The sequence below is a fragment of the Rudaea sp. genome (assembly GCF_036560865.1).
Taxonomy (GTDB): Bacteria; Pseudomonadota; Gammaproteobacteria; order Xanthomonadales; family Rhodanobacteraceae; genus Rudaea.
The window spans coordinates 10495-28612 of sequence record NZ_DATBQK010000018.1; the positions used below are offsets into that span (position 1 = coordinate 10495).

The following is an 18118-nucleotide window of genomic DNA, read 5'->3' on the forward strand; positions in this document are numbered from 1 at the left end:
CGTCCGCATTCACGTTTACGTCCCGCACGGCGGCAACGACCGCCAGTGTTAAACTTGCAGGCCGTGAATTCGCCGCGCGCAGGATACGTTCATGTCCGTTCCCGCAACAAACCTCGACCTCGATTACACGCTCGAGGATAAGTATACTCGTACACAAGGGCGCATCTATCTTTCCGGTGTGCAGGCGCTGGTGCGCCTGCCGCTGATGCAGCAGATGCGCGACCGTGCGGCGGGCATCAACACCGCCGGTTTCATTTCCGGGTATCGCGGCAGCCCGCTTGGCGGCTTCGATCTGGAACTGTGGAAGGCGGGAAAACACCTCAAGGCCTCGGGTATCGAATTTCAGCCCGGCATCAACGAGGACCTCGGCGCGACCATGGTCTGGGGCACGCAGCAAGCCAATCTGTTCCCCGGCGCGAAGTACGACGGCGTGTTCGCGATGTGGTACGGCAAGGGTCCGGGCGTGGATCGCTCGGGCGACGTGTTCAAGCACGGCAATGCCGCGGGCACGTCGAAAAACGGCGGTGTGCTCGCACTCGCGGCCGACGATCATGCCTGCCGCTCGTCGACGCTGCCGCACGGTTCGGAGCTCGAATTCGTCAGCGCGATGATGCCGATCCTCAATCCCGCCGGCGTGCAGGATATTCTGGACATGGGCATGCTCGGCTGGGCGATGAGCCGCTACACCGGCCGCTGGGTCGGCTTCAAGACGATCGCCGAGACCGTGGAATCGTCGGCGTCGGTCAACGTCAATCCGCATCAACTCGATATCGTGCTGCCGACCGATTTCACGATGCCGCCGGGCGGCCTCAATATCCGCTGGCCCGATCCGCCACTCAATCAGGAACTGCGCCTGCATCAATACGCGGTGCAGGCCGCCTGCGCGTTCGCGCGCGCCAACCACATCGATCGCGTGGTGATCGATTCGCCGCATCCGCGCCTCGGCATCGTCACCACCGGCAAAAGCTATCTCGATGTGCAGCAGGCGCTCGAATATCTGGGCATCGACGCACAGGCCGCCGCGGACATCGGCATCCGCGTATACAAAATCGGCATGACCTGGCCGCTCGAGCCGGTCGGCATCCACGACTTCGCCACCGGGCTGGAAGACATCATCGTGGTCGAGGAAAAGCGTTCCTTCCTCGAATCGCAGATGAAGGAGCAGATGTACAACTGGCCGACGCGGCCGAGCGTGGTCGGCAAGTACGACGAGGAAGGCAACTGGGTGCTGCCGTCCACCAGCGAATTGACGCCGGCGATGATCGCGCTGGTGATCGCCAAACGCCTGTCGCGTTTCTTCAGCAGCGAGACGATCCGCGCGCGCGTCGCCTGGATCGAGGGCAAGGAAAAGGAACTCACCCTGCCGCGCGCGAATTTTCCGCGCCCCGCGCACTACTGTCCGGGCTGCCCGCACAACACCTCGACCGCGGTGCCGGAAGGTTCGCGCGCACTCGGCGGTATCGGCTGCCATTACATGGTCACCTGGATGGATCGGCGCACCGATACCTTCACCCAGATGGGCGGCGAAGGTGCAACCTGGTGCGGCCAGGCACCGTTCACCGAGACCAAGCACGTATTCCAGAATCTCGGCGACGGCACCTATTTCCACTCCGGCTCGCTGGCGATCCGTCAGGCGATCGCGGCCAAGGTCAACATCACCTACAAGATCCTCTACAACGATGCCGTCGCGATGACCGGTGGCCAGGCGGTCGACGGTACGCTGACCGTGCCCGATGTCGCGCACCAGATGCGCGCCGAGGGCGTGCACACCATCGTCGTGATGAGCGACGAGATCGAGAAGTGGTCGAAGCGCGAACTGTTTCCACGCGACGTCGAGTTCGTCTCGCGCGATGAATTCGATTCCATGTCCAAGCGCCTGCGCGAGGTTGAAGGCGTCAGCGTACTGATCTACGACCAGACCTGCGCGACCGAAAAGCGCCGCCGGCGCAAGCGCGGCAAGCTCGAGGATCCGAAGAAACGCGTGTTCATCAACACGCTGGTCTGCGAAGGCTGCGGCGACTGCGGCGAGAAATCGTTCTGCGTCTCGGTGCTGCCGAAGGAGACCGAATACGGGCGCAAGCGCGAGATCGACCAGAGCAATTGCAACAAGGACTTTTCCTGCGTCAAGGGTTTCTGTCCGAGTTTTGTCACGATACACGGTGGCGGCTTGCGCAAGCGCAAGCCGGGCGGCGGCCGAGTGGATTTTTCCACTTTGCCGCAACCGGTCTTTGCCAGCGATCTCGCCCAGCCTTGGAATATCCTCGTCACCGGCATCGGCGGCACCGGCGTGGTCACGATCGGCGCGCTGATCGGTATGGCCGCACATCTGGAAGGCAAGGGCGCAACCGTGCTCGACCAGACCGGCCTCGCGCAGAAAGGCGGTGCGGTCACCTGCCACCTGCGCATCGCGCACACGCCGGCGGACATCCACGCCGTGCGCATCGCGGCAGGTGAGGCCGACCTTGTGCTCGGTTGCGACATGGTCGTGGTCAATGACTACTGGGCGCTGTCGAAAATCCGCGCCGCGCATTCGCATGTCGTGCTCAACACCTACGAGGCGATGCCGGGCACGTTCACGACGAAACCCGATATGCAGTTTCCCGCGCTGCAGATCATCGATGCGGTGAAGACCGCGCTCGACGGCGAAGCGCCGGAACTGGTCGACGCGACCGATCTTGCGAACAAGCTGCTCGGCGATTCGATCGCGAGCAATCTGTTCATGCTCGGCTACGCCTGGCAGAAGGGCTGGGTGCCGGTCTCGCAGCAGGCACTCATGCGCGCGGTCGAACTCAACGCCGCCGCCGTCGAAATGAACAAGTCGGCATTCAACTGGGGCCGTCTCGCCGCGGTCGATATGGCCAAGGTGCGCGCGGCAGCGGGCGGCGGCGTCGGCGGTACCGACGAGGGCGCGGCGGTTGCCCTGTCGGCATCACCGCTGGACGATGGCGTGCTCAGCCGCAGTCTCGACGAGGAGATCGCGCGCCGCGTTGCATTCCTGACCGATTACCAGGATGCGGGCTATGCAGAAAAGTATAAAAATCTCGTCGCCAGGGTGCGCACTGCGGAACAGCAGAAAGCTGCCGGCACGAGCTCGCTGGCCGAGGCAGTCGCGCGCTACGCGTTCAAACTGATGGCGTACAAGGACGAATACGAAGTCGCGCGTCTGTACACCAGCGGCGATTTCGAGAAGCGCGTGCGCGATACCTTCGACGGCGACTACAAGATCCATTTCAATCTCGCGCCGCCGACCTTCGCCAAGAAGGATGCCGACGGTCATTTGATCAAGCGCGAGTTCGGTCCGTGGATGTTCAAGGCGTTCAGGCTGCTGGCCCGATTCAAGGGTCTGCGCGGCGGCGCCTTCGACCTCTTCGGCAGGACCGAAGAGCGCCGGATGGAGCGTCAGCTGATCGCGGATTACTTCGCCACGGTCGATGAGTTGCTGTCCAAACTCGACCGCGACAACCGCGCGCTTGCGGTCGAGATCGCGTCGATTCCCGAACAGATTCGCGGTTACGGGCATATCAAGGACGCGAACTTCGCCAAGGCGGCGGTGAAACGCGCCGATCTGCTGGCGGCGTGGCGCAATCAGACACCGATCAAGGCGGTGGCCTGACACAACGATTGACCGGCGTCCTGCGCATACGCTGGACGCCGGTACGCACAGCGTGCAGACTCGCCAGTTTGCCCTTGGCGATTCAGGCTTGAACGAAGCTCGATTCCATCCACTGCTCGCGCAGCACGACGAGGTCCAGGAACACCGTGCCGTACCGACGCCGGTGGCGACCTTGCGCGCGATTCCGATTGCGACCAGCAGGGGCCGCTACGTCGCCGGCTGCGTGCGCTTGAGCTTCGACTATGCCGGCCCGCGCGTCGCCTATGCGCCCGTCCTGCCGCACGAGCGCCGCCTGCACGACGGCCAACTGCTCGACATCGTGCGCGATCGCGGCACGGAAATCGCCGCCTGCGAACGCCTCGACAGCCTGGGTCTGATCGATGCCGAACTGCTGCCGCCGATAGCCGGTCTGCGCGACGGCGCGCTGATCGAGGGCGACTTCGTGCTCGAACCGCGCCAAGGTCGGCTCGCCGCGGCCGAGCAAGTGTTCGCGCTCGCGCCGCGTCTGCGCGACCTGGGTTTTCGCGTCGAGTCGGCCGCGGATTTTCCGTTCGAGCTGCTCGACGATGCGCAGGCCTGGTATGCGCAGGTCGATGCGCACGATGAGGAGGGGGCGGGCGGCAACGCGTGGTTCGATCTGCGTCTCGGCATCGATATTGCCGGCGAGCGCGTCGATCTGTTGCCGATCCTGCGCCGCCTTTTGGCTGATCCAAACTTTCCGCTATCGCCGCGCAAGGGCGAAGCCGAAGACGCCATGTGGCTGGTGCGCCTTGATGCGCGCCGCCGCGCGATGTTGCCGCTGGCGCGGCTGCGCCGGCTGATCGCGCCGCTGCTCGAATGGCTGCAAAGCGCGGCCGGCGCGGACAAGAGCCGGCTGCGCCTGAGTCGCACGCAGGTGACCGTGGTCGATGAAATCGCGCGTGGCGCGAATCTGCCTTGGCGCGGTGGCGAACGTCTGCGCGCGCTCGTCGAGCGCTTGCGGACCGTGCGTGCGCCAATGGCCGAGCCGCCCGGTTTCGACGCAACCTTGCGCACATATCAGCGCGAAAGCCTAGCCTGGCTGGGTTTCCTCGCCGACGCAGGCTTCGGCGGCGTGCTTGCAGACGACATGGGTTTAGGCAAGACGGTGCAGGTGCTGGCGCATCTGCTCGCGGAAAAAGCGCGGGGCCGGCTGGATGCGCCCGTGCTGATCGTTGCGCCGACCAGTCTGGTCGCCAACTGGCGCGACGAAGCGCAACGCTTCGCGCCATCGTTGTCGGTCCTCGTGCTGCATGGCCCGGCGCGTGCCGGTCTGCACGAGGCGATTCCGCGCCACGATCTCGTCATCACCACGTACCCGCTGTTGCCGCGCGATCGCGACGAACTCATCGCCCACGAATATGCCTTGCTGGTGCTCGACGAAGCGCAGGCGATCAAGAACGCGAAGACGCAGTGGGCCAAAGCCGTGCGCGAGATTCCCGCGCGGCGCCGGCTGGCGATGACCGGCACGCCGCTGGAAAACCATCTCGGCGAACTGTGGGCGCAGTTCGACGCGGTCGAGCCGGGCCTGCTCGGTAGCGAGAAGAACTTCACGCGTTTCTATCGCACACCGATCGAGAAACATGACGACAGCGACCGCCGCGAACGTCTCAAGCGCCGCATCGCGCCGCTGCTCCTGCGCCGACGCAAGGAAGACGTGCTCGCCGACTTGCCGCCGAAGACCGAGATTGCGCGCCGGGTTGAACTCGAGGGCGATCAGCGCGAGCTATATGAAACGTTGCGCCTGGCGCAGCACGAACGCGTGCTGGGCGAAGTGAAGAAGCGCGGCTTGGGCGCCAGCGGCATCGTCGTGCTCGACGCGTTGCTCAAGCTGCGCCAGGCCTGCTGCGATCCGCGCCTGGTCAAACTCGAAGGCGCCCGGCACGTCAAACAATCGGCCAAGCTCGACCTGCTGCTTGGACTCGTGGCCAGCCTGGTCGACGAGGGACGCCGCATCCTGCTGTTCAGCCAGTTCACCGAAATGCTCGCGCTGATCGCGACCGCGCTCGACGCGCGCAAGATCGCCTATTTGACTCTGACCGGCGAAACGCCGGGCACGCGCCGCGGCGCGCTCGTGCGGCGCTTCCAGTCCGGCAAGGTGCCGTTGTTCCTGATCAGCCTGAAAGCCGGTGGCGTCGGCCTCAATCTCACCGCAGCCGACACCGTGATCCACTACGACCCGTGGTGGAATCCGGCGGTGGAAAACCAGGCCAGCGACCGCGCCCACCGCATCGGCCAAGACAAGCCGGTATTTGTATACAAGCTGATTTGCGCCGGCACGGTCGAGGAAAAAATCCAGGCCCTGCAGCAGCGTAAGGCCGACCTCGCCAGGGCCGTGCTCGAAGGCGGCGACGCGCAGAGCCTGCGTTTCGATGAAGGCGATCTCGACGAGCTGTTCGCGCCGCTCTGACCGCTCCTACACAGTGCCGCGGTTCTTGCCCTGATACGGCGCATACAGCGCGCGTATCTTGACCATGTCGGCGGCGGGGTCGTCGCTCGGCCAGAACAGAGGCAGCAGGCCGATGACCTTGTCCGGGTAGTGGAAATAGATCGGCAGGATCGGCACCTGCGCGGCGCGCGCGATGTGCCAGAATCCACTTTTCCACTTTGTTACCTTCTTGCGCGTGCCCTCGGGCGCAAGGCCGAACCAGAAGCGCTCGTTGGCGACGAACAGCGCACGCATCTGCGCGACCACGTCGTGCGCGCTGTGGCGATCGATCGGAATGCCGCCGACACGGCGCAGGATGCCGCCGAGCGGCCAGAAAAACGCCTCGCGCTTGCCGACGAAATGCATGTCCAGACGCAGCGCGACCTTGAACAGGATGCCCCAGACCGCATCCCAGTTCGACGAATGCGGCGCGGCGATCATTACCAGCCGCGCAACATCGGGAAACTCACCAACGATACGCCAGCCGCTGCGACGCATGATCCAGGCGCAGAGCCGGCCCATCAGTGAAGGTGGAAACTGCGGCGCGTTGGGCGGTACGCGCGGGAACGGGTTGGGAAAAATCGGCGAATCGTTCAATCGCCGCTCCAGTCCTGTTTCGCGCGCCGCTGCTTGTGCGCGCCGCGCACGCGCTTGGCATCGAGCCGGCGCTCTTTCGAGCCACGCGTCGGCTTGGTGGCGACGCGCTTCTTCGGCGCATGCAAGGCCGCGCGCAGAATTTCGGCGAGGCGCTCGCGCGCATCTTCGCGGTTGCGACCCTGATCGCGCAGGCGGCTCGCCTGGATCACCAATACGCCCTCGGCGGTCAGGCGCCGATCGCGGCGCGCGAGCACGCGTGCGCGCAACGCGTCCGGCAGCGACGGCGAATTGGCCACATCGAAGCGCAGCTCCACTGCCGAAGCGACCTTGTTCACGTTCTGTCCGCCCGGACCCGAGGCGCGCACGAAACTTTCCACAAGTTCGCTTTCTGCAATTTGCAGCGTTGGCGTGATTTGCAGCATGGCTAGTGTGCCGCTCCGCAGACAACTTTACGCGTAAAGCTCTGTTCTATTCCCTTCTCCCGCTGGCGGGAGAAGGTGCCAAAGGCGGATGAGGGTGGCGCCAGTGAAGCGCACGCTGTTCCGTGTTGCGCCACCCTCACCCGGCGCGTTACGCGCGCCGACCTCTTCCGCCAGCGGGAGAGGTGAGTCAATGGCAAGTTACGAATGGAACGCGACACTCGGATTAATCGCGGAAGTTTTCGTACTGCAATGGCATCTTGATGCCCGCGCCGCGCAGAAATGCAATCGCGCCCTGCAGATCGTCGCGCTTCTTGCCGCTCACGCGCAGTTTGTCGCCCTGAATTTGCGTCTGTACCTTGAGGCCGGAATCCTTCAAGCGCTTGACGATATCCTTGGCCAGCGGCTGATCGATGCCCTGTTTCAGGGTGACTTTCTGTTTCGCCGTCGCGAGATTGATTTCCGGGTCCGCGATCTCCGCGCAGGCGATATCGATATGCCGGCTGGTCAAGCGCTGCTTGAGGATATCCAGCATCTGCTTGAGTTGAAACTCGGCCTTGGCCTTGAGCGTGACCGTGATCTCCTCGCGCTCGAATTCGGCCTCGCTACCCTTGAAATCGAAGCGCGTCGCCAGCTCGCGGTTGGCTTGATCGACCGCATTGGTCAATTCCTGCGAGTCGAATTCGGAGACGATATCGAATGAGGGCATGGGTGGTTCCTTGAAGTCGCCGGGATTCTAGCAGGCTGTGCCGATGCGGATGAACGAGAAGTGTCAACCACCTGGATGCGCGGTTCGCACACTCTTCGATAGGATGCAGAATTCTCTTGGCCGTTGCGTGCATGTGGCTGTAGTGTGGCTTTCGACTTCGCCGTCTCGTGTGGCGTAAGGCTCCAACGTACTTTGTGTACATTATCCGTCGCGAGGTCGCGGCGCCCCTTACCGGAAAGGAATACCGAATGAACCCGATCAGAATTGCAGGCGCCATCCTCGTCGTCGCCGGCGTCCTCGCGTTGCTCTACGGCAGCTTCAGCTACACCAAGGAAAACCACGAGGTCAAACTCGGGCCAATCGAGATGACCGTAAAGGAAAAACAGACGGTCAACGTCCCGGTCTGGGCCGGCGTCGGTGCCATCGTGATTGGCGGCCTGTTGTTCTTTGGAACTAGGAAGAGCTAAGAACGAATTGCCTTTCGATTTTCGAGCTATGGAGCCGCAAGTGCTGAAGACCTATAGTGAATACATAGATAGTTACCTCAGCACGTCGGGATTGAATGAGCGCCCCTGCCCAGGCGAGCATCATTTTGTGAGCGCGTATTTAGTACCACGCCTCTTCAAACTAAATCAGCGCATACCCGACTACATCAATCCCGATGGAACGAAAGGTGTTATCGGGGACATCGTCTACTATAAGGATCACAAACACCAATTTGGAATTGAAGCAAAGCTAGGCACCATTCGCCTAACCAAAGGAGAGTTCAACGATTGGGTTGTACGCGAGGACTCCTCGCGGTGGCCACGCACTTTTATTGGGATTAGCACAACTGGTGTCGGATTGTGCCCATGGGCTGAGTTCCGCGAAGCATATGTTGCTTCGATAAAAGAAAAAAGCAAGAAGTGGACTCTTGATTTGATTGCTGAGGGTTACGGGCCGACGAAATCCATCGACCTACTATTCGACAAGCTTCCGACCGGCAGAGTTTTTCGCAAAGGGACCACGCTGGAACAGTCAGAGAGGCTTGAAGCGTCGTTCATCAAAGCCCTGAAAAGCGAAGTTGACTGTTAGTTGTGCGCTGTAGCCAACCGACCGGGGTCTGCTTCCCTCAAGACCGGCAAATGAGCCGCAGCGCTGCTCAGCGCGACCTGCGCCAAGCCGAAACAAACGCCAGAACCCCAATTCCGGCACTCAGCCACACAGTCCACGCCACGTGCGCGATCCGCGCGCTGCGCGAATCCAGGCAATAAAACAACGCCGCGATCAGCAGTGCCGTAGCGCCGAGAGTCAATGCAACGAGTTGGCGTCGGTCCGTGCGCGCATCGCGTTCGCGTTGCGCCCGCTCGGCGGCGCGAGCGGCGGAATCCAGTTCACCGGCTGCGGCTTTCTTCAGCACCGCATGAATCAGTTCCGGCATCTGCGGTGCGGCGGCCAGCCATTCGGGCGCGCGCGTGCGCAGTTCGCGCAGGGTGCGGCGGATGCCGTAGCGGCGGCGCAGGATGTCTGCGAGCACCGGCCGCGCGACGGCCCAGATATCAATTTGCGGATGCAGGGAGCGGCCGATGCCTTCGATATTGAGCAGGGTCTTCTGTAACAGGATCAGCTGCGGCTGCAGGGTGAGTTCGAATTTGCGCGCGACATGGAACATCTTCACCACGACTTCGCCGAGCGAAATCTCGCTCAAGGGTCGCGTGAAATACGGCTCGCACACCGTGCGCACCGCAGCTTCGAGCTCGTCGAGGCGGATATGCGGCGGAATCCAGCCGGCGGCCAGATGCAGTTCGGCGATGCGCCGATAGTCGCGGTCGAACATCGCCATGAAATTTTCCGCGAGCCAGTATTGGTCGCGTTCGGCGAGCGAACCCATGATGCCGAAATCGAGCGCGATGAAGCGCGGATTTTCGCGCCGCGCGGGATCGATCCAGATATTGCCCGGATGCGCATCGGCGTGAAAAAAATTGTCGCGGAACACCTGGGTGTAGAACACGCGCACGCCTTTTTCCGCGAGCGCAATGCGGTCGACGCCGGCTGCGTCGAGCGCGGCCAGATCGTCGGCAGCGATGCCATGCACGCGTTCGAGGGTGAGTACGTCGTCCTTGCTGTGCGACCAGAACACCTCGGGCACGTAAAGGTCGTCGCCCGCAATGAAGTTGCGTTTGAGCACGCTGGCATTGGCGCCCTCGCGCTGCAGGTCGAGCTCGTGCAGCAGGGTGGTTTCGATTTCAGCAACTATCTCGCGCGGACGAATCTTGTCCGCGGCCGGATGCCAGCGTTGCGCGAGTTCGCCGAGTGCGCGCAGCAGATCGATATCGGCGCGGATACGCGCCTGGATGCCGGGACGCAAAACCTTCACGGCGACTTCCTTGCCCATAAGACCGTCAGCGACAGCAGGTCGCTTCCCAGTCCCTTCCCCTGCTTGCGGGGGAAGGTGGCCCGCAGGGTCGGAAGGGGGCCACAAGCGTGCCGCATGCACTTGCGCGATCGAGGCCGAGGCCAACGGTTCGGTATCGAAATCGGCAAACAATGACGCGATCGGCGCGCCGAGCGCCGCCTCGATCGTCGCGCGCGCCTGATCGCCCGGAAACGGTGGCACCTGATCCTGCAGCTGCGCGAGTTCGTCGGCGACATCGGTCGGCAGCAGGTCGCGTCGCGTCGAAAGGATCTGGCCGAACTTGACGAAGATCGGCCCGAGTTCAATCAGCGCCAGACGCAGGCGCGCGCCGCGCGCGAGTTGTGCGATATCCGCGCGCGGTCGCGGCAGCAGCGGCCGCAGCGCGAGCAGCGGACGAAACGGCGGCGCGAGTTCGACGATGTCGTCGAGGCGATAGCGCACCAGCGTGGCCGCGATGCGCAGCATGCGCGGAATCTGCCGCAGCGAGATCAAGCGGCGTCTCCGCGTGCGCGCTGGGCGAGGTGCTGCACTCGTGCGCTTAGGCGATCGGCACGTTCGCGCAGATTGTCGACATCGTCGAGAAACTTTTCCATCTCGGCCGGTGCGATCAGATCGCGGCTTTCCTCGCGCAGGAATTCGGCACTGTCCCGCGCCAGCGCGCTTGCGGATTCGCGCGACCAGTCGAACGCGCGTTGCAGCGCACGCGCTATCGGCACGCCGAGCACATCGCCGAAGGTTTTTGCGAACGCTTCCTCGATGTCCGGACGGAAACCGCGGAACAGTTTTTCCATGCGTCGCGCGAGTTCCGCATCGCCGGAAATTTCGACCTTGCCCGGCGGCAGCGCGGAATCCTCGCCGCGGCGCAGGGCGAACGCGACGAGGCTGGCCGGTGCGGCGCGCAGATTCAGGTCGCTGGCCTTTTCCCAATGCGGGCCGACGTGCAGGCGGCCGTCCTGCACGGAAATCGCCAACGCCAGATTCAGTCCGCGCAATTCCACGCCAATGCGCTGTCCTTCAAGCGAAGCGAGCTGCGCCTGCGTCGGCGCATCCAGCGCAAGCGCGCGATTGAGCGCCGCTTCGAGCAGGCGACCGAGGCGGGTCAGGAGCGGATCGGGCGTACGAGCGTCGGACATCGATCGCGGTGGTCGAAACGGGCGCTCATTGTAGCCCGCCTGCCGTGCGGTTCGGGCACCGCTCAGGATTTCGCCGCCGCCTTTTGTGCGCGCTCGGCGGACAGGTGCTGACTCAGGCGATGCAGGCCATCGATCATGTTGATCTGCGGTTCGTAACCCAGGTCGTGCCGTGCCGCGCTGATATTGAACCAGTGCGAAGTCGACATCTGTTCGACGAGGAATCGTGTCAGCGGCGGTTCGCTGCGCGCACCGACCGCGCGGTAGAGCGATTCGAGCGTCGCACCGAGGAAACGCGCAAGTCCCAGCGGAATATGCCGCGTTTCCGGCGGCAGCCCCGCCGCCAGCAGCCAGGCGTTGATCAGGCGTTCGTGACTGATCGGTTCGCCCTGGCTGATGAAATACGCCTTGCCGGCGATCGGCGCGCCGATCGCGAGTTTCTGCAGGGCCAATAAATGCGCATTTGCGGCATTTTCCACAAATACCGCATCGATCTTCTTGCTCGCCTCGCCGATCAGGCGAAGGCGCCCGGCGCGCGCGCGAGCGAGGACGCGCGGCAACAGGTTCGGATCGCCCGGACCCCAGACGAAATGCGGGCGCAAGGCCACGGTCGCGAGTTCCGCGCCATTCGCTTCGAGCACGTGCTGCTCGGCCAGCGCCTTGGTCTGCGCATACGGCGTGGAAAAATGCGCCGGGTACGGCGTGGACTCGTCCACACCCTCCAGATCGCCGCCCGCGTGCACGGCACTCGGGCTCGAGGTAAACACCAGCTTGTCGATGCGCTGCAGCTCACAGGCGGCAAGCACGTTATCGGTGCCGCGCACATTGATGTCGTAGTAATCCTCGATCGGTCCCCATGCGCCGACCTTGCCGGCGGTGTGGATGATCGCATCCACGCCCTCGGCGGCGGCAGCGACCGCGTCCATATTGGTGATGTCGCCGTTGCGCTGCTCGACGCCCGACTGCTCCTGCGCCGCATTGCGCGTGCGATTGAATGCGCGCACGGCATGGCCCTGCGCGAGCAGTTGCGCGCAGATTGCCTGGCCCAAAAAGCCGCCGCCGCCTGTCACCAGAATTTTCATTGCCTCGATGCCGTGCCCCGTGCGGTGAGTCCGTGGATTGTAGCGGCCGTCCGCACCCCGGGTGCGGACCCACGCACGGTTTACGCAGCCTTAAGCCGAATGGGATTACCTTCGACGCCAACTGCGGGGAGATTCAAGGCATGCTGCGCAATTCATTCAGGATCGGACTCGTCGGCCTGCTGCTGTTCGCGGGCGCGGCGCATGCCGAACGCGATTTCAGCGGCCAGACCGCCTCGGGCGCGTACTACAGCATCCGCGTACCGGACGCGTGGAAACCCGGCGACACGTTGGTGCTGTTCCAGCACGGTTTGAGCTTCAATCCGCCCGCACCCAATCCGAGCCTCGGGCCGATTGCCGATCTGCAAGTTTCCGAAGGCTATGCCATCGCCGCGTCGAGCTTCAGCCAGCGCTCGTGGGCGCTGTTCGCCGCGCCCGACGACAATGCGCAATTGCTCGACGCGTTTAAGACCCAGGTCGGCACGCCCGGCGCGATCATTCCCTATGGTGCTTCGCTCGGCGGCCTGATCGCCCTCAAGCTGGCCGAGGATCCGCGCTTCGCCCCGGTGCCGGGGGTGTACTCGGCCTGCCCGCCCGCGGCCGGCTCGCGCGTTTGGGATTTCGGTATCGATGCGCGCCTGGCCTATGACGTCGTCTGCAAGGACGTCAACAGTGCCGGCCAGTTGCCTACCGGCAACCAGCCGATTCCATGGGCCTACAACCTTTCCGATATTCCCGACAATCTGTCCGACCTGCAAGACGAAGCGCAGCTGATCCAGACCTTGCTGCCGGTGAACGTGTGCACGGGCATCAATCTGCCGCCGCTGCTGCAGAACGACGCGATGGTACGCCGCCTCGCCGAGCTCGAAACTTTTTCCAATGTCACCACCGACAAATTTTTCCTCACCGACACGGGCTATTCCACTTACGCCCTGTCCGATCTGGTGCGCGCAGCGGACAAATTGAACGGCTTGAGTCCGTTCACCACGGTCGGTGTCCTGTATCCCGACCCGGCGATCAACAGCGGCATCGCGCGCATCACAGCCGATCCGTTCGCACAACTGTATTTGCGCTGGGCCTCGGATTTTCGCGGGCGCGTCGACCCGGCGACCAAGGTGATCTCGATCCAGACGAGCGAAGACGAACTGGTGATTCCGGCCAACCAGTATGTGCTGCGACAGACGCTGCCCGGCACGCAATTGACCAGCGCCCTCGTCAACGAATCAACGCCGACGCATTGCGGCTTCAACCTTGCCGAGGGCGTGGCGGGTTGGGAAGCGTTGCGCGCGTGGATCGCAAGCGGCCACCAGCCGCGGGTCGCCGATCTGCAAAGCGGTTGTCAGACCGCGATTGCGGCCGGCGCGGGCGGACCGTGCCGGTTCGACGCCAGCATCGTGCCGCCGAGCTTCGACAGCAAGGTTGCGCCGCGACCTGCGTCGACGGCGGCGCCGGTCGACGCGCGCTACAGCGGTGGCTGGTACGACCCGGCACGCAGCGGCGAGGGCATCGAACTGGAAATCCTGCCGAACAACAAGGCTGGTGTATACTTTTTCACTTTTCCGCCAACAGGCGTGGCCGGCAAGCAGGCCTGGGTCTACGGCGTCGGTGACATAGTCGGCAACGGCATCGAATTCGCCAAGGTGTTGCGCCCGCTGCGCGACGCGCAGGGCAAGGTGACCAATCAGAGCTGGGGCCGCATCGCGCTGACCTTCAGCGACTGCAATACGGCCGGCATGCGCTGGGACGGCCCGGCAAACTGGGGCTCGATGGAAGTGCCGCTGACGCGGCTCTCCGGCCTGAACGGCCTGGGTTGCGCCTCGAATGCGAGCACGGCCGCGCAGCCAAGCGGCGGCTGGTACGATCCGGCGACCAGCGGCAACGGCTTTCTCGTCGACCAGCTCAACGCACAGAATCAGGCGGTGCTTTATTTCGGGCTCAACACCGATGGCACGCAAACCTGGGTGTCGGGGGTGGCCACGCTGACCGGCGACGGCAGCTATGCCGGGCAACTTCTCGAACCGACGGGCACCCAGTTCGGTGCGGCATTCAATGAGTCGAAGATCGACAGGTCGGCGAGCATGCCCGTGCAGCAGCTCAATCTGGCGTGCACGACCGGCACCGCCACACTCGGTCCAATTTACTTGAACGGTGTCGCGACGTCCGGGCCGCCACTCCAGTTCGCGCTGCACCGATTGACCAATCCGCTCGGCATCGCGAGCTGCGCGCCCTGAGCGTGTTGAGCGATCGGCGGCTACCGATCAGCAAGGCAGTCCCGCAGCAGTCGTCGCGCCTCCAGTAGCGCCGGCGCATACCTGCGCGCGCCTTGGCGGGACAACAGTGGTGTTTCAGTGTTCCTTGACCGGAAAAGTCTGCACCCGATCCTGTGGTGGCGGCACCTGCTCGCGCGAGGCATCGCGCTGGTGTACCTGCACGCGCCCGCAGACGTAGGCCTGAAAGCGCTGCGCGCCATCGCTGGGTTCGTTCAGCGGCTTGATCGTGTCCGCAGGCAGCTGGGCCGCCTCGTTGCGCGCCATCGTTTCGAGCTCGTCACGCACCTTGAGTTCGCTGCGGTGATAGAACGCGATCTTGTCGGCGACCGTCACGCTGACCGTGCCCGCGTCGCGACAGCCGCTGACGTTGCCGTCGTAGGCCACGCGCACGCTGCCGCCGCTGACGGTTGGGTTCACCCAGGTACAGGCGGCAGGAAGCAGGGCGACAGAAATCAACAATGTGGAGAATGCAACTTTTCTCATCTCGGCGAGTTCATCTGTGAGCGGGCAGCATCCATTCTGAAACAGCGGCGATGAACGGCCGCTGTTTGCCGGAAACGAGCAGAGACGAGAGCGAGACTACTTCACGATATTGCCATCCGTATCGAGTACCTGCAGTTCGCCGATCTTCAGATCCCGGATCGACTTTTCGATCTGCTTGCGGTCGCCGACCACGACCCAGGTCAGACCGTTCGGCTTGACCACTTCCTTCGCCGCAGCCTCGACATCGGCGTCCGTCTGCGCGTCGATCTGCTGCTTCAGGGTCTGGATGTAGTCGTCGGGGCGATGATAGACGAGGATGTTCTGCACGCTTGCCAGCACCGATTGCGTGCTCTCGAATTGTCCGGGCAACGCGCGCACGTCGCTTTGCTTGACCTTGGCGATTTCGCTGTCGGTCAGCGGCTTTTCGCCGACCAGGCCCTGCGCTTCGCTGAGCATTTCCTTCATCGAATCGGCGGTCTTGTCGGTCTGCACCGGCGCGTAGAGCACGTACGGGCGCTGGCCGAGCGCATTCGGCAGGAAGCTGCCCGCGCCGTAGGCCCAGTGCTTGTCCTCGCGCAGATTCATGTTGAGGCGCGAGGTGAACAAGCCGCCGAAGGCGCCGTTCATGGTGCGGATTTCCAGCTGGTTCGGCGCCAGCGACGAGGGCGCCACGATGCCGGCGATGATCACCGATTGCTGCGAGCCGGCGCGATCCATCACATAGACGCGCGGTTTGTTCGGGGCGAGCGCGATCGGCAGATTTTTCTTCGGCACTGGCGTCTTCGGCGCGCTCCAGTCGCCGAGCACCGCATTGAGTTTGCCGACGATTTCGTCGAGCGAGGTATCGCCGGCGACGACGATGCGCGCATTGTCGGGACGGAAATAGTCGGCGACGAAGGTACGCAGATCCTTGTCGGTCAGCGATTTGATCGAGGCTTCGGTGCCGCTGCCGGTGAACGGCACGGCATAGGCGTGGCCCTTGCCGTAGATCAGCGGCGGCAGGGTGCGCAGGGCGAGGCTGACCGGATCGGTCTTTTCCTGCGCGATGTTCGCGATCCACTGGCCGCGCAGGCGTGCGATGTCGGCTGCGCGGAACGCGGGGTTGCGCAGCACGTCGGTCCACAGCGCGAGCGCCGGGTCGAGTTGCGACTTGAGGCTATTGAGCGCGACCGCGCAGGTGTCCAGATCGCAGCGCGCGCTGAGGTTCGCGCCGAGCTGTTCGCGGCGGCGGGCGATCGCCAGCGAGTCTAGCGTTTTCGTACCTTCCTCGAGCATGCCGGCAGTGAAGCTCGCGGTGCCGAGTTTGCGGCCCTGGTCGGCGGCATAGCCCGCATCGAGCAGCAATTTGACTTCGACGATCGGCACCGCGTGACGCTCGGCGAGCACGACTTCGATACCATTCTTCAATTTGCCGCGCTGCAGGTTCGGGAAGCTCAGATCGGGGAAGCTGGCGACGACCGGAACGCCCTTGCTGCGGTCGATGTCGCTTTTTATCGTTTTATACTCGTGCGCCGGTGGCAGCACTGGTTTGGGTGCGCCGTCCGCAGCGGCAAGGCCGCCCGCTTCGGCTTCGTCCTTGTTCGGATCAGGCGTGCCCGGGCTGACGGTCAAGGTGTAATCGCCATTGGCGACCCACTTTTTCGCCGCGGCGAGGACATTCGCCGGCGTGGCTGCATCGATGATCGCGAAGTCGGTCTTGTATGCGTTCGGATCGTTGCGATAGACCTGCCCTTCGGCGAGGAACCATGCCTGGTAGACGACCTTCTCGACATTGCGCACCATTTCCGCATGCGCCTGCACGCGCGCGCGGTCGAGCTCATCCACCGTGGGGCCCTCCTTGAGGAACTTCGCCCATTCGTCGGCAACCGCGGCTTCGACCCTGGCCGGATCGACGCCTTTTTTCACGTCCACCTGCAATTGCAGCATGCTGGCCAGCGCGAAATCCTCGACCTCGACGCTCACCGCATCGGCGATTTTGTCCTTGTAGACCAGGCGCTCGTACAGGCGCGAAGTCTTGCCGCCACCGAGTGCCTTGGCAGCGAGACTGAGCAGGGGCAGGTCGGCATCGCCGAGCTGCGGCACATTCCATTCGCGATAGATACGCACCTGCGCGACCTGATCGACCATTTCGCCGCGCGTCGATTGCGCGCGTGGTGCGACCCACGCTTGCTGGCGCGCGACCGGCGGCCCGGCCGGGATATCGCCGAAGTATGCGAGCGCCTTTTTCTTCGCCACGTCCGGCGTGATATCGCCGGCCATGACCAGGGTCGTGTTCGCCGCGCCGTAGTGGCTGCTGAACCATTGCTTCACGTCGGCGAGCGAGGCGGCGTTCAAATCCTTCATCGAGCCGATCGTGTCGTGATGATAGGGGTGGTTGGCCGGGAACGCGTTGACGCCGATGTTTTCGCCGACGCGGCCGTAGGGCTGGTTTTCGTCCTGGCGTTTTTCGTTCTGCACGACGCCGCGCTGGGTGTCGAGTTCCTTCTGCCCGATCGCGCCGAGCAGATGGCCCATGCGGTCCGACTCCATCCACAACGCCATGTCGAGCGCGGTGGTCGGCACGGTCTCGAAATAATTGGTGCGATCGTTCCAGGTCGTGCCGTTCATGTCGGTCGCGCCGATCAGTTCGAACGGTTTGAAATAGCCGTCCTTGTGATTTTCCGAACCCGAGAACATCAGATGTTCAAACAGATGCGCGAAACCGGTCTTGCCGGTCGGCTCGTCGGCCGAGCCGATGTGGTACCACACCGCGACGTTGACCACGGGCGCCTTGTGATCCTCGTGCACGACGACGGTCAGGCCGTTGTCGAGCTGGAATTTGTCGTACTTGAGATCGACTGTGTCGATTTTTGCGGGCGCCGTGTCGGCGGCAGCGGATGCGGCAACGAGCGCAAGGCTCAGCGCCGTGGATTTCAGCAGAAGACGGGTCGAACGCATAAGTACTCCAATACGAAACGAAATAGTGCCCGTCGCTCGA

13 protein-coding genes are annotated in these 18118 nt (G+C 63.6%); 5 read left to right on the forward strand and 8 right to left on the reverse strand.

Annotated features, from left to right (window positions below):
• Positions 1-91: 91 nt before the first annotated feature.
• Both VIE67_RS01745 and VIE67_RS01750 read left to right on the forward strand, forming a co-directional pair.
• The gene (locus tag VIE67_RS01745) at positions 92-3613 is read left to right on the forward strand and encodes an indolepyruvate ferredoxin oxidoreductase family protein (RefSeq protein ID WP_332022670.1); all 3522 of its coding nucleotides are present in this window, start codon (positions 92-94) and stop codon (positions 3611-3613) included.
• 88 nt (positions 3614-3701) lie between these two features.
• Positions 3702-6041, forward strand: a complete 2340-nt coding sequence (locus VIE67_RS01750; RefSeq protein ID WP_332022672.1) for a DEAD/DEAH box helicase — start codon at positions 3702-3704, stop codon at positions 6039-6041.
• Between the two features lie 6 nt (positions 6042-6047).
• Here VIE67_RS01750 and VIE67_RS01755 read toward each other — a convergent pair whose 3' ends face one another.
• The 3 genes from VIE67_RS01755 to VIE67_RS01765 form a co-directional block, all read right to left on the reverse strand.
• The gene (locus VIE67_RS01755; protein WP_414707250.1) at positions 6048-6581 is read right to left on the reverse strand and encodes a lysophospholipid acyltransferase family protein; all 534 of its coding nucleotides are present in this window, start codon (positions 6579-6581) and stop codon (positions 6048-6050) included.
• Between the two features lie 71 nt (positions 6582-6652).
• A complete protein-coding gene (gene arfB, locus VIE67_RS01760; protein ID WP_332022676.1) occupies positions 6653-7078 on the reverse strand; it encodes an alternative ribosome rescue aminoacyl-tRNA hydrolase ArfB in 426 nt (141 codons plus the stop codon).
• Between the two features lie 223 nt (positions 7079-7301).
• Complete coding sequence (locus tag VIE67_RS01765; RefSeq protein ID WP_332022678.1) at positions 7302-7784, reverse strand: YajQ family cyclic di-GMP-binding protein; 483 nt, start codon at positions 7782-7784, stop codon at positions 7302-7304.
• Positions 7785-8032: 248 nt separating this feature from the next.
• Between VIE67_RS01765 and VIE67_RS01770 the strand changes: the two genes are divergently transcribed.
• Positions 8033-8251, forward strand: a complete 219-nt coding sequence (locus VIE67_RS01770; protein ID WP_332022680.1) for a hypothetical protein — start codon at positions 8033-8035, stop codon at positions 8249-8251.
• Positions 8252-8291: 40 nt separating this feature from the next.
• Positions 8292-8858 (forward strand): hypothetical protein, encoded by a 567-nt coding sequence (locus tag VIE67_RS01775; RefSeq protein WP_332022682.1) that lies wholly within the window; start codon positions 8292-8294, stop codon positions 8856-8858.
• A 67-nt stretch (positions 8859-8925) separates the two neighbouring features.
• Here the strand turns inward: VIE67_RS01775 and ubiB are convergent, their stop codons facing one another.
• The 3 genes from ubiB to VIE67_RS01790 all read right to left on the reverse strand — a co-directional run bounded on the left by ubiB (position 8926) and on the right by VIE67_RS01790 (position 12391).
• The gene (gene ubiB, locus VIE67_RS01780) at positions 8926-10662 is read right to left on the reverse strand and encodes a ubiquinone biosynthesis regulatory protein kinase UbiB (protein ID WP_414707251.1); all 1737 of its coding nucleotides are present in this window, start codon (positions 10660-10662) and stop codon (positions 8926-8928) included.
• Positions 10663-10667: 5 nt separating this feature from the next.
• On the reverse strand, positions 10668-11312 hold the full coding sequence (locus VIE67_RS01785; RefSeq protein ID WP_332022684.1) for a ubiquinone biosynthesis accessory factor UbiJ: 645 nt from the start codon (positions 11310-11312) through the stop codon (positions 10668-10670).
• A 62-nt stretch (positions 11313-11374) separates the two neighbouring features.
• A complete protein-coding gene (locus tag VIE67_RS01790) occupies positions 11375-12391 on the reverse strand; it encodes an NAD-dependent epimerase/dehydratase family protein (protein ID WP_332022686.1) in 1017 nt (338 codons plus the stop codon).
• Positions 12392-12531: 140 nt separating this feature from the next.
• Between VIE67_RS01790 and VIE67_RS01795 the strand changes: the two genes are divergently transcribed.
• Positions 12532-14619, forward strand: a complete 2088-nt coding sequence (locus VIE67_RS01795; protein ID WP_332022688.1) for a hypothetical protein — start codon at positions 12532-12534, stop codon at positions 14617-14619.
• A gap of 114 nt (positions 14620-14733) precedes the next feature.
• Here the strand turns inward: VIE67_RS01795 and VIE67_RS01800 are convergent, their stop codons facing one another.
• Together VIE67_RS01800 and VIE67_RS01805 are read right to left on the reverse strand one after the other, a co-directional pair.
• Positions 14734-15141 carry a DUF4156 domain-containing protein gene (locus VIE67_RS01800; RefSeq protein ID WP_332022689.1) on the reverse strand — a complete coding sequence of 136 codons (408 nt, stop codon included), beginning with the start codon at positions 15139-15141 and terminating at the stop codon, positions 14734-14736.
• A gap of 96 nt (positions 15142-15237) precedes the next feature.
• Positions 15238-18078 carry a M16 family metallopeptidase gene (locus VIE67_RS01805; protein ID WP_332022691.1) on the reverse strand — a complete coding sequence of 947 codons (2841 nt, stop codon included), beginning with the start codon at positions 18076-18078 and terminating at the stop codon, positions 15238-15240.
• Positions 18079-18118 lie beyond the last annotated feature (40 nt).